This window comes from Streptomyces sp. Inha503 (genome assembly GCF_047215865.1).
Taxonomy (GTDB): domain Bacteria; phylum Actinomycetota; class Actinomycetes; order Streptomycetales; family Streptomycetaceae; genus Streptomyces; species Streptomyces lycopersici.
This window is the reverse complement of record NZ_CP178360.1, coordinates 769,990-784,439: the sequence shown is the minus strand read 5'-3', so window position 1 is coordinate 784,439 and position 14,450 is coordinate 769,990. Positions and strand designations below refer to the sequence as shown.

Below are 14,450 nucleotides of genomic sequence, written 5' to 3'. Positions count from 1 at the left end.
CCCGGCGCGGGGGCCGCTTCCCTCAGTGCGGTCCCTCGGTGCGGTCCCTCAGTGCAGCGAGCGGCCGCCGTCGACGGCGAGGGTGGCTCCGGTGAGATAGCCGTTGGTCCCGGCCAGCACCACCGCCTCGGCGATCTCCTCGGCCGTGCCCGCTCTGCCGATCAGGTAGCCGCGCCGCTCGTCGACGTGTCGGCGCTCGCTCGGCGAGCGCCGCTCCTGAGCCGCCCTGGCCAGGGGGGTGTCGACCAGACCGGGGCACACACAGTTCACCCGGATGCCCCGGGGCGCGAGGTCCAGGGCCATCGAGCGGCTCAGTCCCACGGCCGCGGACTTCGACGCGACATAGGCGGCCATCTCGGGGATCGGCCGCACCCCGGCGGCCGACGAGACGACCACGATCGCCGCGCCTTCGCCCATGAGGGGCAGCAGCGCCCGGCTGACCGTCCACACCCCGGTCACGTTCACGGCGAAGGCGCGGTGCCAGTCCTCCTCCGCCGTCCCGGCCGCGGTGTCGACCGCTCCGACGGCGACCGCTCCCGCGCAGTGCACCAGCAGGTCGAGGCGGCCGTGGGCCTGGGCGACCCGCTCGGCGAGCGCGTGGACGGACGCGCTGTCGGTGACGTCCACCGGCTCTACCCCCGCGGCCGGAGCCCGGTCCGCCACCACCACGGCGGTGCCTCCCGCCCGCAGCCGCGCGACCACGGCGGCACCGATTCCACTGGCGCCCCCCGTGACCACCGCGACGCCCGGAGCGAGGCCGGCGCTCATGTGGCGTCCCGCTCGGCGAGGAGCCCGGGGCGAACGCGCTCGGCGTAGTCGGCGCAGGACAGGAACTCCGCGTGCCCGGAGGCCAGCACATGCCGGACCGTCTGTTCCAGGACCCACATCCGGGACGGCCGTCCGATGATCTGCGGGTGCATGGCCAGCATGAAGTGCGTCCCCGGCTCCTCGACCAGACCGTCGAACTCCCGGGTCCAGGTCTCCAGCACCGCCGAGGGCGCCGACATCACCCGTCCCGCCACGCGGTTGGTGTACATGAAGACCGGGGTGTCGACGAGGGCCCAGGCGAACGGGAGCTCGACGATGCCGGTCGTGCGGTCGCGCGTGTCCAGCAGATGGGCCGAGTCGGAGTCGAAGAGGTTGGAGGAGAACCGCATGCCGTGCTTCTCCATCAGCTTCACCGAGTGCGGGGTCAGCTCCGCGGCGGGCGAGCGCCAGCCCTGGGGCGCGCGGCCCGTCGCCCGCGTGATGGCGTCCGCGGCGAGCTGGAACTCCTCGGCCTCCTGCTCCTCGTCGAGCCCCTCCGACCAGGCGTGGGTGTGGCTGTGGTGCTCGATGGTCAGCCCGGCCTCCAGGATCGCCTCGATCTGGGCGGGGTAGCGCTCCACGACCTGGCCGGGGACGAAGAAGGTGGCCGTGATGTCGTAGCGGCGCAGCAGAGCGAGGATCCGGGGCAGCCCCACCTTCGGGCCGTAGTGTCCCTGGGACACCCAGACCGGCTTGTCCGCCCCGGCCGGGTCGCGGGCCGTCCAGAGGAGTTCGGCGTCCATGTCGAAGGTCAGCAGAACGGGCGTGGTCATCGATGTGCTCCTGGCTGGATCCGTACGGGACGTTGCGTCCCTGGCGCGGTTGTGGTCTGAACAGCTGCTAGGTTGAGTATGTGGCCGTGTGGGGCGCGGCTCGGGGGACGACGGGACTGGGGAGCGATGTTCACGCCGGTAGACAAGAAGCGGGCCTTCGAGGCGGTCGTCCAGCAGATCGAGTCGGCGATCTACGCCGGTGAGTACGCCCCCGGTGACTTCCTGCCGCCCGAGCGGACGCTGGTCGAGGACTTCGGGGTGGGCCGGTCCACGGTCCGCGAGGCGCTGCGGATCCTGGAGAGCATGGGCCTGGTGCGGACCAGTCCGGGCAGCCGGAGCGGGCCCGAGGTCTGCGGCTCGGTGACCCCGGGCCTGACCCGGATGCTGCGGGGCGCGGTGCGGATGGAGGAGATCCCGGTGGTGGACCTCGTCCAGTACCGGATCATCGCCGGAGCCGCCGCCAACCGGCTCGCGGCCCATCTGCGGACGGATGAGCACCTCGAGCGGATGGAGGCGGCGATCGAGGCGATGGAGGCCGCCACCGACGCCGCCGCCTTCGCCGCGGCCGACGACGGCTTTCACGTGGTCGTCCGGGAGGCGGCGGGGAACCGTGTGCTCGGCATGGTGGGCGGCGTGATCCAGGACGCCACCCTCGATCTGGTGGCCGGGGCCGTCGGCCCGTCGGCCGGTGCGTCGCGGATGCGGCGGGAGTTCATCGCGGACCACCGCCGCATCCTCGCCGCGATCGCCGGGCGCGACGGCGACACCGCGGCCCGGCTGGCCAGCCAGACCCTGTACGACGCCTACTCCGGCGCCCTCGACGAGGAGCAGCGGCACCGGCTCGCGGTGCTGCTCGAGCCGGACGTGCGGAACTCGCGCGACCACTGAGCCCACCTCACCCGGCCGTGGCCGAACGCGTCGGCCACGGTGCGGGGCGAGGCGGGAAGACATGGCTCTGCACCGCGTCGGCCACGTCCAGGAGCCGGTCCTCGGCCCCCGGGCGGCCCAGCACCTGCAACCCCACCGGCATGCCCGCCACCGTTCCGCACGGCACCGTGATCGCCGGATAGCCGGTGTAGTTGGCCAGGAAGGTGTAGGCGACCAGTTCGCGGCGGGCGATCTCGGGCAGGACGTCGGGCGGACCGCCCGCGCCTTCCGGTGCGATCACTCCCGTGGTGGGCGTCACCAGGAAGTCGACGCCGTCGAGCAGCGTGTCGAGGTGGTCAGCGGCGGCGTCCGCGCGGCCCAGCGACTCCGAGTACCGCGCGCCGCTGACCTCGGCCGCACGCTCGAAGTGGTGGCGTGCGTAACCGGAGAGGAGCCGGCGCGAGGCCGCGTCGGCCATCATCCGGTCGCCCCCGGTGGCCAGCCGGTCGGCCATCATGGCGTCATAGAAGGGCTCGGCGAACCGGGGGGTGTCCAGGCCGAGCCGGCCGTCGTCGACCTCGACGCCGTCGAGGAGGGCGAGCCGTCCCACCGCGCGGCGGACCGCCTCGACCACCTCGGGTGCGGCGTCCCGGCCGCTGTCGGCGACCCAGCGCAGCCGCCACCCGGGATGCGCGGACCGCATCGGGGCATCGCGGTCGACGAAGGTGCGCGTGCTCCGCTCGGCGTCCCACGGCCCCCGCATGGCCTGCCACATCGCACGGGCGTCCGCGGCCCGCAACGCCAGGGGGCCGGGGACGGAGAACCGGCGGGTGCCGATGAACCCGCCACCGGCCGGCGTGGCCCCACGGGACGGCTTGAGCCCGACCACACCGCACAGGGCCGCCGGAATGCGCACCGATCCTCCTCCGTCGCTGCCCAGGGCGACCGGGGTCAGACCGGCGGCGACGGAGGCCGCGGCGCCCCCGCTGGACCCGCCGCAGATGCGGGCCGGATCCCACGGGTTGAGCGTCTCCGGCTGGAGCTCGTTGACCGTGCGGATGTAGATCGCGAATTCGGGGGTGTTGGTCTTGCCGACGAGGATTCCCCCCGCGCGCCGGATGCGGGCGACCACGGGGGCGTCCCGCTCCGGCACGTGCTCGGCGAAGACCGCGGAACCGAACGTCGTACGGACATGGCCGGTCGGGTAGGTGTCCTTGACCGAGAAGGGGACCCCGTGCATCGGCCCCGGGCGATCCGGTGCCGCGTCGGCCGCCTCGGCATCGGCGAGCGCCCGCTCGGGACAGACCGTGAGGAAGGCGTGCAGCCCGGGATCGCGGTCGCGGATCCGGTCCAGGCTCTCCCGAGTGGCCGTCACGGCGGACCGGGCCCGCTCCTTCCGCTGTGAGTCCCGCTGTACGTCCTGCTGTGCGTTCCGCTGTACGTCGTGCTGTGTGTCAGGGGCGCTCGCCAAGGTGTTCACTCCGATCGTGGTTCGGGAATGACCGGGGGCGGTCATGACCAGCCGCCGAAGATCGACCAGCCGCCGTCAACGGCGAGGGTCTGGCCCGTGACATAGGACGCCTCGGCCGAGAGCAGGAAGCGCACCACGGACGCGACCTCGCCGGGCGAACCGAGGCGGCGCAGCGGGGTACGTCCGAGGACGCCCTGCTCATCGAGCAGACCGCGGGCGAAGTTGCGCTCGACCAGCGGTGTGCGGATCGTGCCCGGCGCGACCGCGTTCACCCGGATCCCGGCGGCGGCCCACTCGGCGGCAAGCTGGCGGACGAGCCCTTCGAGCCCCGCCTTCACCGCGCCGTACCCCGTCCGGCCGTCCAGCGCCCGCCCCGCGGCCAGGCTCGACATCGCCACCACCGCGCCCCCGCGGACGGCGAGCAGCGGGTGGGCGGTGCGCAGCAGCCGGGCGGCGGCCTCGACATGCACCGCCCACAGCTCATGCCAGCCCGCGTCGTCGATGTCGAGGAACGAGCGGGTCATGCCGGTGCCCGCGTTGCTGACCACCCCGTCGACGCGTCCGAAGGCCGACTCCGCGACCTCGACGAGCGCCCGGGTGGTCGCCGGATCGGCGACATCGCCCGCCACCGCGACGCAGCCACGGCCCTCGGCCCGCACCTCCGACTCCGCCCGCGCCAGGTCGCCGTCCGCGTCGAGACCGTGCACCACCACGTCCCAGCCGGTGCGGGCGAGCGCGACGGCGCACGCCCGTCCGATGCCCGACGACGAGCCGGTCACCACCGCGGCGGGCGCTCCCTTCCCGGCGCTCATCGATCCCGCAGCGGTTCGAAGGCCGTCTCGCGCATCCGCAGATAGACGATCAGCGTCGGAATCGCGGCGGCCATCGCCCAGAACGCCGGCGCGAGCGGGGTGCCGAGCCATGCGATCAGACCCGTCGCGATGAACGGGGCGGTCCCGCCGAAGATCGCCGAACTGAGGTTGTACGGCAGGGCCATGCCGGAATAGCGCAGCCGGGTCGGGAACAACTCGGTCAGGCCCGCCGTGCCCGGACCCGAGTAGCACGCCATGATGAGCATCGCCGGGAGCTGGGCGACCAGCGCGGCCCAGAACGAGCCATGGGACATCAAGAGGTAGATCGGGATCGCCGATACGAAGAACACGGCGGCGTGGGCGATCAGGATCGGCCGCCTGCCCACCTTGTCCGACACCCGCCCCATGACCAGCGTCAGCGCCGCGTAGGCGACCATCCCGACGACATTGGCCAGATAGGCGTCGCCGAGGCTCAGCCCGGCCTCGTTGTGCAGGAACGTCGGGGTGTAGGTCAGGAACGTGTAGAAGCCGATGTTCGGCAGCGCGGTGTAGAAGAACGCGGTGAACATCGCCCCGGCTTGCGTCCGCACCGCCTCGGCGGCCGGCCGCTCGGCCACCTCACCGGCCTCCCGCAGGGCCTGGAAGTGCGGCGTGTCCTCCATCCGGAACCGGATGTAGAAGCCGATCGCGCCCAGCGGAAGCGACAACAGGAACGGGATGCGCCAGCCGCCGTTCTCCAGCGCGTCGGCCGAGCCGAGGTTGGTGATCGCCGTGACGACCAGCACGCCGGCCAGCGTCCCGGTGATGACACTGAACTGCTGCCAGCTCGACACCCGGCCGCGCCGGCCGACCGGGGCGTTCTCGGTCATCACCGTGGCCGAGCCGGTGAACTCCCCACCGGCCGAGAAACCCTGGAGCAGACGCAGCAGCACCAGGAGCGACGGTGCCGCGACCCCGGCGGCGGCGTACGTGGGCAGCAGCCCCATGCCGAGGGTGCTCGCCGACACCAGGATCAGGGCCCACGCCAGTGCGGTACGCCGGCCACGCCGGTCGCCGAGTTGCCCGAAGAACAGCCCGCCCAGCGGCCGGACCACGAAGCCGACACCGAACACCGCGAACGTCGACAGCGTCGAGGCCACGGTGGACTCGCTCGGAAAGAACAGTGACGAGATCACCGGACTGAGCGCGGCGTAGACGCCGTAGTCGTACCACTCGATGAAGTTGCCGATGCCACCGGCGACGACCGCACGGCGCGAGCTGTGGCCGGACGGCGCGGTATCGGTCTGCGCCACGTTCGGGGGTCTGGCGGTCGTGGGCATATGAGCCTCCCTGAGACGTGGTTTTTGCGACCTAGCTACTGGTCGGACCAGTAGCAAAGTAGGTCACCGAGCCAGGTGTGTCCAGGGCCGCGGCTCCCCGAATACCTCAGGGCACGGGAGCTCCGCGCTGCCAGGAGTCGATGACGATCAGCGTTTTCGTCTGGAGCACACCAACCCCCTTACGACGTAGACGATTGACCACTTTTTGCAGGTCATCAACGCTGTCGACATGCAATCTGACGAGCGCGTCCACATCGCCGGTGAGCGTCAGCACCTCGTCGACCTCCGGCAGGGTCGACGCGAACTCCACGATGTCGTGGATATCGGTGTCGCCCGTGAAGCGCAGCTCGGTGACCGCCTGAAGGCCCTGACCCAGCTTGGCCTGATCCGTGGTGATCGTGTAGCCGGTGATGATTCCCGACTCCTCCAGCCGTGCGATGCGCCGGCGGACCGGTGCCGGGGAGAGCTTCACCAGGCGTGCGATGTCCCGAACGGTGCGCCGCCCGTCGGCTCGCAACAACTCCAGGATCTGGAGATCGACCGAGTCGAGATGTACAGGTGCCGACATGCCGAAAGTGTAAGCGGTACTTCCACCAACGCTCACTCGCGCCCCGCCCGGACTGCTCAGGAGGAGCGTGTTCCGCTTCGCTGTGCACACTTTCGTTGTGGAGGGAGCGGGCCCCTGAAACGGTGTCCCGCATGTCAGCGTCGACGCAACCGGCAACACACGTTGCCCCCTCCGAAACCGTGCGGCCAGGCAGCCACCAGGCCGGTGCCGTACTGCGACTCGATGTCCTCGCCACGCCCCTGGCGGTCGCCCGGATCACCTCGATCCTGGCCCATCGCCAATTCGACGTCGTCACCATGGACATCGCCGCGCCCGTCGACGGGGTGCGGCGGATCACCATCGAGGTGGACACGGCGGACGACATCAGAGTGCAGCAACTCGTCAAGTTCCTGAACCGCTCATCCGATGTCGTCAAGGTCATCCGCCTCTCCGACGACATGTCGCACAACCGCCGCGGGGCATTCGTCACGGTCACCTTCCCCGAAGGCCGGCTCGCCGAGGCCGTCGCCATCGCCCGGGCGTTCTCCGCCGAGATCGTGGAGGCCGACCGGACCCGCTGCACCGTCTTCACCGCGGCGGAGCCCGCCCGTGTCGACGACCTCGTCAAGGCGCTCTCCGGCTTCACCATCCGGGAGCTCGTGATGGCCGCGCCGCTGCGGATCCCGCGTCCGCTCCGGAAGCACACCGCCGCGGACCGCGGCCGCACCTGGGGGCAGCGATGAGTACGGATTCGGCACCCGCGGCGGCCCGCGCCGACGACGTCCTGCGGTTGGTCGACCCCGCCGGGACGCTGGACGAACGAGCGGCCGCGGACATGCTCGACGTGACCGGTGAACTGGTACGCGGGCTGTACCGCGACATGGTGCTCGGGCGCCGCTTCGACCAGGAGGCGTACTCCCTGCAACGCCAGGGCGAGCTCGGACTCTGGCTGATGTCCCTCGGACAGGAAGCGGCCCAGGCCGGGTCGATCCGCGCTCTCCGAGCGGACGACCGGGTCTTCCCGTCCTACCGCGAACACGTGGCGGCCCTGTGCCGCGGGATCTCACCGACGGAACTGCTGTCGCAGTGGCGTGGCGCGAGCCATGGCTCATGGGACCCCGAGCGGTATCACTTCCACATCTACAGCCTTGTGCTGGCCACGCAGACACTGCACGCGGTCGGCTATGCGATGGGCGTTCGGTACGACGCCGCCGACAGCGTCGTGCTCACCTACTTCGGTGACGGCGCGTCCAGCCAGGGGGACGCCAGCGAGGCGCTCAACTGGGCGGCGGTGACATCGGCACCCATCGTGTTCTTCTGCCAGAACAACGGATGGGCGATCTCGACACCCGCGAGCAAGCAGTACGCCAGCCCGCTCAGCCAACGTGCGAAGGGGTTCGGACTCGACGCGGTGTCCGTGGACGGCAACGACGTACTGGCCGTCCACGCCGCCACCCGAGCCATGGTCGAGCGGGTACGGGCGGGCGGAGCACCCGGGCTCATCGAAGCGCACACGTATCGGATGTCCGGACACAGCACCTCGGACGATCCCAAGCGCTATCGCGACCAAGCCGAGCTCGCCCGGTGGGAGGCACACGACCCGGTGGAGCGCGTGCGCCTTCTGCTCACGGCGCGCGGCTGGGCCGACGAGGACTACTTCGCCACGGTCGCGTCCGACGCCGAGGAGCTCGCCGCGAGGACGCGCGGGGAGTGCCGTGCGCTTCCCGAGCCGTCCCTGAGCGACACCTTCCGCAACACCTTGTGTGAGGAGACCGAGGCCCTGCGACGCGAGCGCGAAGGTTTCGAGATGTTCAAGGAGTCCTTCCTGTGACCACCACCGCCCCGGCCACACCGGCCGGGAAAGACACCCGGGCCAAGGCCGCCACGACCACGCTCGGACGCGCGCTGAACGAGGGCCTGCGGCAGGCGATGCGCGACGACGAGCGGGTGGTCCTGCTCGGCGAGGACATCGCCTCCCTGGGCGGGGTGTTCCGGGTGACCGACGGCCTCGCCGCCGAGTTCGGCGACCGTGTCGTGGACACTCCGCTGGCCGAATCGGGAATCGTCGGGACGGCGATCGGCCTGGCCCTGCGCGGGTACCGACCGGTGTGCGAGATCCAGTTCGACGGTTTCGTCTACCCCGCCTTCGACCAGATCGTCAGCCAACTGGCGAAGATGCGGGCCCGCTCCCGCGGGCTGCTGCGGCTTCCGGTCACCATCCGGATCCCGGTGGGCGGCGGGATCGGCGCGGTCGAGCACCACAGCGAGTCGAATGAGGCGTACTTCTGCCACACGGCCGGGCTGCGCGTCGTGGCATGCGGCCACCCTCAGGACGCGTACGACATGCTCCGCGCCGCGATCGCGTGCGACGACCCCGTCATCTTCTACGAGCCGAAGCGCCGCTACTGGGACCGGGCCGAGGTCGACCTCGCCCGCCCCGTGGACGGCGACACGCTGGGGCGCGCCCGGATCCTGCGCGAGGGCACCGACGCCACCGTGGTCGCGTACGGGCCCGCGGTCGCGGTCGCGCTCGGCGTGGCCGAGGTCGCCGCCACCGAAGGCCGTTCGCTGGAAGTCCTGGACCTCCGCTCGCTGTCGCCGCTGGATACCACCGAACTGTGCCGCTCGGCGTCGAAGACGGGACGCGTCGTGGTCGTCCACGAGGCACCCGTCAACGTCGGCCTGGGCGCGGAAATCGCCGCGACGGTCATGGAGCACTGCTTCTACGACCTCGAGGCCCCCGTGGAACGGGTCGGTGGCTACAACATCCCCTATCCGCCCGCCCGAGCCGAAGGCGACTACCTGCCCGACCTCGATCGAGTTCTCGACGCCGTCGACCGGGTGTGTGCCCCGTGAACCACCCGGCGAACCTCCCGGAGGACGCGATGCCCGTCACCAAGCACTTCCACCTCCCCGACGTCGGCGAGGGTCTCACCGAAGCCGACATCCTCGAGTGGCGCGTGGCACCCGGTGACCGGGTCGGCGTCAACGACATCATCGTGGAGATCGAGACGGCGAAGGCGGCGGTGGAACTGCCCAGCCCCTACGCCGGGACCGTCACCGAGATCCTGTGTGCCGCCGGCGAGGCGGTGGCCGTCGGCGCGCCCATCATCGCGTTCCAGGTCGAGGACGACACCGCCCCGCGGACGGGGCCCGAACCCGACGCCACAATCCAAGAGCCCGCCGCTCCGCCCGCTCCACCCGCTCCACCCGCCCCGGACGGTGCCGGGGACGAGCAGCCGTCCGCCCCCGCCCGCGAGCCCGTCCTGGTCGGCTATGGGCCGGCCCACGCCCGGACGGCGCGCCGCCCGCGCAAGAGCAAGCCCACGCCACCGGTCGTCACACCGTCCAACGGGAAGTTCCGCGCGGCCCCACCGGTGCGCAAGCTCGCCCGCGACCTCGGAGTCGACCTGACCCTGGTGACCGCCACGGGCCCGTCGGGACGCATCACCCGCGAGGATGTCCACCGCCTCGCCGAGAAGCGGGCAACCCCGTCGAACACCCCTGATCCCACCCGTGACGACGTGGTGCGCACACCGATTCGCGGAGTGCGCAAACACACCGCGGAGGCCATGGTCAAGAGCGCCTTCACCGCTCCGCACGTCACGGAATGGGTCACCGTCGACGTGACGCGGTCCCTCAAACTGCTGAAGCGGGCACGCGCCGACAAGGCGTTCGACGGGGTGCGCCTGACACCGCTGTGTCTCGTCCTCAAGGCAGCGCTGACCGCCATCGCGCGGCATCCCGGGATCAACGCGAAGTGGGACGCCGAGGCCGGTGAGATCGTCCAGTACCCCGACGTCAATCTCGGCGTCGCCGCGGCGACACCGCGAGGGCTCATCGTCCCCAACATCGCCGCGGCCCAGCGACTCTCCCTGCGTGAGATCGCCCTGGCGCTCACCGACCTCGTCGAGCAGGCCCGCGCCGGCAAGACGCCACCCGAGCGGATGAGGAACGGGACGTTCACGATCACCAACATCGGTGTGTTCGGCATCGACGGCGGAACACCGATCCTCAACCCCGGCGAGGCGGCGATCCTCTGCTTCGGCCAGGTGCGGCGCACGCCGTGGGAGCACAAGGGACGCATACGGCTGCGCGACACCACGACCCTCGCCCTGTCGTTCGACCACCGTCTCGTCGACGGCGAACTCGGTTCGCTCGTTCTGCGCGACATCGCACGCTTCCTCGAACGGCCGGACCTGATGGTCCTTCACCGCTGATCGGCCGTCCAGCCCTTCAACGCCGGGTGAGCAGGTCTTCCAGGGCTCGCAACGCCGTGGCGTTGTCGGCCCGGCGGCGCTTGTGCTCCACCCAGTAGATGGTCCGGTCGGGTGGCCCGTCGCGCAGCGGGATGACACGGCATCCCGTCCGCGCCTTCAGGTCGTCGGCCATGAAGGAGGGGGCCACCGTCCAGCAGTCCGGGGTGCGCAGCAGCGGTGGCAGCGTATGCACCATGGTGACGGTGTGGGCGGGCTCCCGCAGCAGGTTCCGCTCCCGCCACAGGTCGTAGTCGGGGCCCCAGGGCAGGTATATCTCGTTCGACCGGGACAGCGCGGAGAGCGGCAGCGCCCCGGCCGCTCCCGGGTATTCGCCGTCGATCGATGGTGAGTTGACGGCGGCGAGCATCGGATATCGCGCGAGTGGCCGCACCCGAAGGTCGGTGTGGACCGGCTCGTAGAAGACGAAGGCGACGTCGAGATGGCCGGCGACGACCCGGTCGCACAGCGCTGTGCTGCGCCCGCTTTCCAGGGTGAGCCGCAACTGGGGGAGCCGCGTGCGCAGTTCTCCGACGAGCGAGTCGAACACATAGATGCTGATGGCGTCGGCGCCGCCCACGGCCAGGGCCGCGTCCGGCGCCTCGCGGATCCGGGCGGCCTCGCCGACGAGCCGCTCCCACTGCTCGGCGAGCTCGCGGTAGCGCTCACCCGCGACCGTCAGCCCGATCCCCTTCGCTCCCCGCGCCCGAAGGACAAGACGCCGCCCCAGGCGCTTTTCCAGCCGCTCCAGCCGGTAACTCACGGTCGACTGGGAAGTGTGCACGATCCGGGCGGCTTGGGCGAGGCTTCCCGAGCGGGCGATCGCGAGGAAAGTCTCGACCTCCTCTACGACGAACATATCGATCCCGTCGATATTCGATCTCGAAAACTTGAGCGTGACAGGCATCTTAAGCCCGACCTAACGTGTGTCCACCGGCCGGAGACCTACGTCACATCCGACTGCCGATTCCCATGGGGAGATGAGACACCGTGGACACGCCCAAAGTCCCCCTGGACGACCTGCCCACCTGCCGATTCCACCGCAAGGTCGCCTTCGTCGCGGCAGGTGGCCCCTTCTGCGACGGCTATCTGCTCGGCATCATCGCGGTGGCACTGCCCACGATCGCCACGGACCTGGGAATGGGCTCGCTGGGCGAGGGACTCATCGGTGCCTCGGCGCTGATGGGCATGTTCCTCGGCGGCCTGATATTCGGCCCGCTCACCGACCGGCTCGGACGCAGCGGAATGTACACCGTGAACCTCTTGGTGTTCGTGGTGTGTTCCGCGCTCCAGTTCTTCGCCGTGGACGCCGTGTCCCTGTTCCTCATGCGCTTCGTCATGGGCGTCGCGCTCGGCGCCGACTACCCCATTGCCACCGCCCTGGCCACCGAATTCCTGCCCCGGCGGCTGCGCGGGCCGGTGCTCGCCTCGCTGGTGCTGGTCCTGTGGGTGGGTTTCACCGCGAGCTACGCCGTCGGCTACCTGATGGCCGGTCTCGGTGACGGAGCCTGGCGCTGGATGCTGGCCAGTGCGGCCGTCCCCTCGCTCGTCTTCCTGCTGCTACGGCTGGGCACCCCCGAGTCCCCGCGCTGGCTGCTGAGCGTCGGCCGCACCGACGAGGCGCGCGCGGTCGTCACCGAACACCTGGGGCCGCAGGCCGACTTCGAGGCGCTGGCCGCCGAGACGCGAGCAGCCCCCGTACGGAAGGGCCCGGCGCTGAACGGCATCGGTGAGCTGTTCCGCCGCGGCTACGGGCCGATGCTGGCGTTCTGCTCGATCTTCTGGGTCTGCCAGGTGGCGCCCTCGTTCGCGGTGAAGACCTTCCAGCCGCAGCTGCTCACCTCGCTCGGGGTCGACAACGCGCTGGGGGCCAGCGTGCTGGTGCAGTCGTTCGCGATTGTGGGCACCGCCCTCGGCATGCTCGTCATCAACGCCCTCGGCCGCAGGACGCTGCTGCTCGTCTCCACGGCCGTGTTCACCGTGGCGCTGCTGGTCCTCGGGATCAACCCTTGGGCCACCAGCGGGCTGGTGATCACGCTGTTCATCGTGTTCAACCTGGCCGAGGCGGCCGGCGCCGCGCTCCAGTTCGTCTACCCCAATGAGCTGTTCCCCACCGATCTGCGCGGTACGGGCATGGGTGTGGCCACCGCCGTGAGCCGCATCGGGTCGGCCACGGGCACCTTCCTCCTGCCCCTCACCACCGACCGATGGGGCACCAGCACCGGCCTGTACATCGCGGCGGGCATCGGAACGGCCGGGCTCGCCGTCTCATGGCGCATGGCGCCGGAAACCCGCCGGCTCAGCCTCGCCCAGGCGAGCGGGGCCGAGGAGCGGGGCCACGGGCAGCGCCAGCGGGCCGACACCACGCGACCTGGCCGGCCGGCCCAATAGCCCATCTGACACCCAGCCCATCTGACACCGCGGACCACAACGAACAAGGAGACCCATGCCAGCCCTCCCTTCCCCCTCCTCCGCCCATGTGGTGGTCGTCGGCGCCGGTATCCTCGGCACCTCGCTGGCCAGGCAGCTCGCCCTGAGCGGCGCCCGCGTGACCGTCCTGGACCGCGAGGGTCCCGCGGCCGGGGCCACGTCCGCCGCCTTCGCCTGGCTCACCAACCAGACGTACTTCCGCAACGGCACCTCGCTGTCGGACGGCACGTCCCGGCACTACTTCGGACTGCACCGTCTCGCGCTCGGCGCCTGGCGGCGGCTGCACCACGAGCTCGGCGAGGCGCTGGCGGTCCGCTGGGGCGGAACGGTACAGCTCGCGCCCGGCCACGGCGCGGAACACGACCTTCTCCGCAGCGACCTGCGCCGACGGCTGACCTGGGGCAGCCCCTCCCGTGCCATCACCGCCACCGGGGCCAGGGAACTGCTCCCCGGCGCCGTCGTCGCCGACGACGCCGTCGGCTTCTTCACACCCGACGAGGGCTCCGTCGACCCCGCCAGGGCCGTCACCGCACTGGTGGACGCCGGTACGCGGCTCGGCGTGGACTTCCGCTACGGCGCCGACGTCACGGCTGTCGAGGGCGCCGGTGACCGCGCCCGCGCCGTGGTCACATCGAGCGGGCGGATCGAGTGCGATCACGTGGTCGTCGCCTGTGGCGCTGACTCGCCCGCACTGCTGGATCCGCTGGGCGTCACCGTGCCGCTGGTCGATTCCTCCGGCACCATCGTCCATCTCGCCCCGCTGCCGCCCTTCCTGGAGCGGGTGCTGCTCGCCTCGGACATCCACGCCATCCAGCGCACGGACGGGCGGGTGGTGCTGGCCAGGCACTACACCGGTACACCGGTCTCCGACCCGGCGGGGCTGGACGGCGAGGGGCTTCTGGCCGAGGCGGCCACGGTGCTGCCGCCACTGCGGCGGGCGGAGATCGAGAAGGTCACCGTCGGGCGCCGCATCGTTCCCGCCGATGGCCTTCCCGTCATCGGCCGCAGCCCCCTGTACCACAACGTCCACAGCGTCACCACGAACGCGGGTATCACCCTCGGCCCGTGTCTCGCACAACTGCTGGCCACGGAGGTCCTGGACGACGTCCGGGTGGATGTGCTGGACCCCTATCGGGCGACCCGGTTCACAGCGGTCGGTGAATGAGCC

14 protein-coding genes are annotated in these 14,450 nt (G+C 71.2%); 7 read left to right on the top strand and 7 right to left on the bottom strand.

Translation table 11 applies throughout. The annotated features are described in order from the left end of the window. Positions 1–48: 48 nt before the first annotated feature. On the bottom strand, positions 49–768 hold the full coding sequence (locus tag ACJX2R_RS03565) for an SDR family NAD(P)-dependent oxidoreductase (protein ID WP_413098706.1): 720 nt from the start codon (positions 766–768) through the stop codon (positions 49–51). Then, a complete protein-coding gene (locus tag ACJX2R_RS03560; protein ID WP_413098705.1) occupies positions 765–1,580 on the bottom strand; it encodes a polysaccharide deacetylase family protein in 816 nt (271 codons plus the stop codon). The genes ACJX2R_RS03565 and ACJX2R_RS03560 overlap by 4 nt, the downstream gene beginning before the upstream one ends. Positions 1,581–1,706: 126 nt before the next feature. Between ACJX2R_RS03560 and ACJX2R_RS03555 the strand changes: the two genes are divergently transcribed. Then, positions 1,707–2,468 (top strand): FadR/GntR family transcriptional regulator, encoded by a 762-nt coding sequence (locus ACJX2R_RS03555; protein WP_413098704.1) that lies wholly within the window; start codon positions 1,707–1,709, stop codon positions 2,466–2,468. Between the two features lie 7 nt (positions 2,469–2,475). On the opposite strand, the gene ACJX2R_RS03550 is transcribed toward ACJX2R_RS03555, so the two are convergent. The 4 genes from ACJX2R_RS03550 to ACJX2R_RS03535 form a co-directional block, all read right to left on the bottom strand. Next, the gene (locus ACJX2R_RS03550) at positions 2,476–3,927 is read right to left on the bottom strand and encodes an amidase (RefSeq protein WP_413098703.1); all 1,452 of its coding nucleotides are present in this window, start codon (positions 3,925–3,927) and stop codon (positions 2,476–2,478) included. A gap of 32 nt (positions 3,928–3,959) precedes the next feature. Beyond that, positions 3,960–4,730 carry an SDR family NAD(P)-dependent oxidoreductase gene (locus ACJX2R_RS03545; RefSeq protein ID WP_413098702.1) on the bottom strand — a complete coding sequence of 257 codons (771 nt, stop codon included), beginning with the start codon at positions 4,728–4,730 and terminating at the stop codon, positions 3,960–3,962. Then, on the bottom strand, positions 4,727–6,049 hold the full coding sequence (locus tag ACJX2R_RS03540; RefSeq protein WP_413098701.1) for an MFS transporter: 1,323 nt from the start codon (positions 6,047–6,049) through the stop codon (positions 4,727–4,729). Before ACJX2R_RS03540 ends, ACJX2R_RS03545 begins: the two co-directional genes overlap by 4 nt. A 106-nt stretch (positions 6,050–6,155) precedes the next feature. After that, positions 6,156–6,617, bottom strand: coding sequence for an Lrp/AsnC family transcriptional regulator (locus ACJX2R_RS03535; protein ID WP_037961091.1), 462 nt, complete (start codon positions 6,615–6,617; stop codon positions 6,156–6,158). A 179-nt stretch (positions 6,618–6,796) separates the two neighbouring features. Here ACJX2R_RS03535 and ilvN point away from each other — a divergent pair, with 179 nt between their 5' ends. Genes ilvN through ACJX2R_RS03515 form a run of 4 tightly spaced genes read left to right on the top strand, consistent with a single transcriptional unit; the run spans position 6,797 to position 10,816 of the window. Further along, on the top strand, positions 6,797–7,339 hold the full coding sequence (ilvN, locus tag ACJX2R_RS03530; RefSeq protein ID WP_413098700.1) for an acetolactate synthase small subunit: 543 nt from the start codon (positions 6,797–6,799) through the stop codon (positions 7,337–7,339). Beyond that, positions 7,336–8,427, top strand: a complete 1,092-nt coding sequence (locus ACJX2R_RS03525; RefSeq protein WP_413098699.1) for a thiamine pyrophosphate-dependent enzyme — start codon at positions 7,336–7,338, stop codon at positions 8,425–8,427. The genes ilvN and ACJX2R_RS03525 overlap by 4 nt, the downstream gene beginning before the upstream one ends. Next, entirely contained in the window at positions 8,424–9,452 is a 1,029-nt protein-coding gene (locus tag ACJX2R_RS03520) for an alpha-ketoacid dehydrogenase subunit beta (protein ID WP_413098698.1), read from the top strand. Before ACJX2R_RS03525 ends, ACJX2R_RS03520 begins: the two co-directional genes overlap by 4 nt. Beyond that, positions 9,449–10,816: a dihydrolipoamide acetyltransferase family protein gene (locus ACJX2R_RS03515; RefSeq protein WP_413098697.1), complete on the top strand. Its 1,368-nt coding sequence runs from the start codon at positions 9,449–9,451 to the stop codon at positions 10,814–10,816. Before ACJX2R_RS03520 ends, ACJX2R_RS03515 begins: the two co-directional genes overlap by 4 nt. A 16-nt stretch (positions 10,817–10,832) precedes the next feature. On the opposite strand, the gene ACJX2R_RS03510 is transcribed toward ACJX2R_RS03515, so the two are convergent. After that, a complete protein-coding gene (locus ACJX2R_RS03510) occupies positions 10,833–11,711 on the bottom strand; it encodes a LysR family transcriptional regulator (RefSeq protein ID WP_413098696.1) in 879 nt (292 codons plus the stop codon). A gap of 131 nt (positions 11,712–11,842) precedes the next feature. Here ACJX2R_RS03510 and ACJX2R_RS03505 point away from each other — a divergent pair, with 131 nt between their 5' ends. After that, positions 11,843–13,243, top strand: a complete 1,401-nt coding sequence (locus ACJX2R_RS03505) for an MFS transporter (protein ID WP_413098695.1) — start codon at positions 11,843–11,845, stop codon at positions 13,241–13,243. Positions 13,244–13,298: 55 nt separating this feature from the next. Continuing rightward, positions 13,299–14,447 (top strand): NAD(P)/FAD-dependent oxidoreductase, encoded by a 1,149-nt coding sequence (locus ACJX2R_RS03500; RefSeq protein ID WP_413098694.1) that lies wholly within the window; start codon positions 13,299–13,301, stop codon positions 14,445–14,447. Positions 14,448–14,450: the final 3 nt, after the last annotated feature.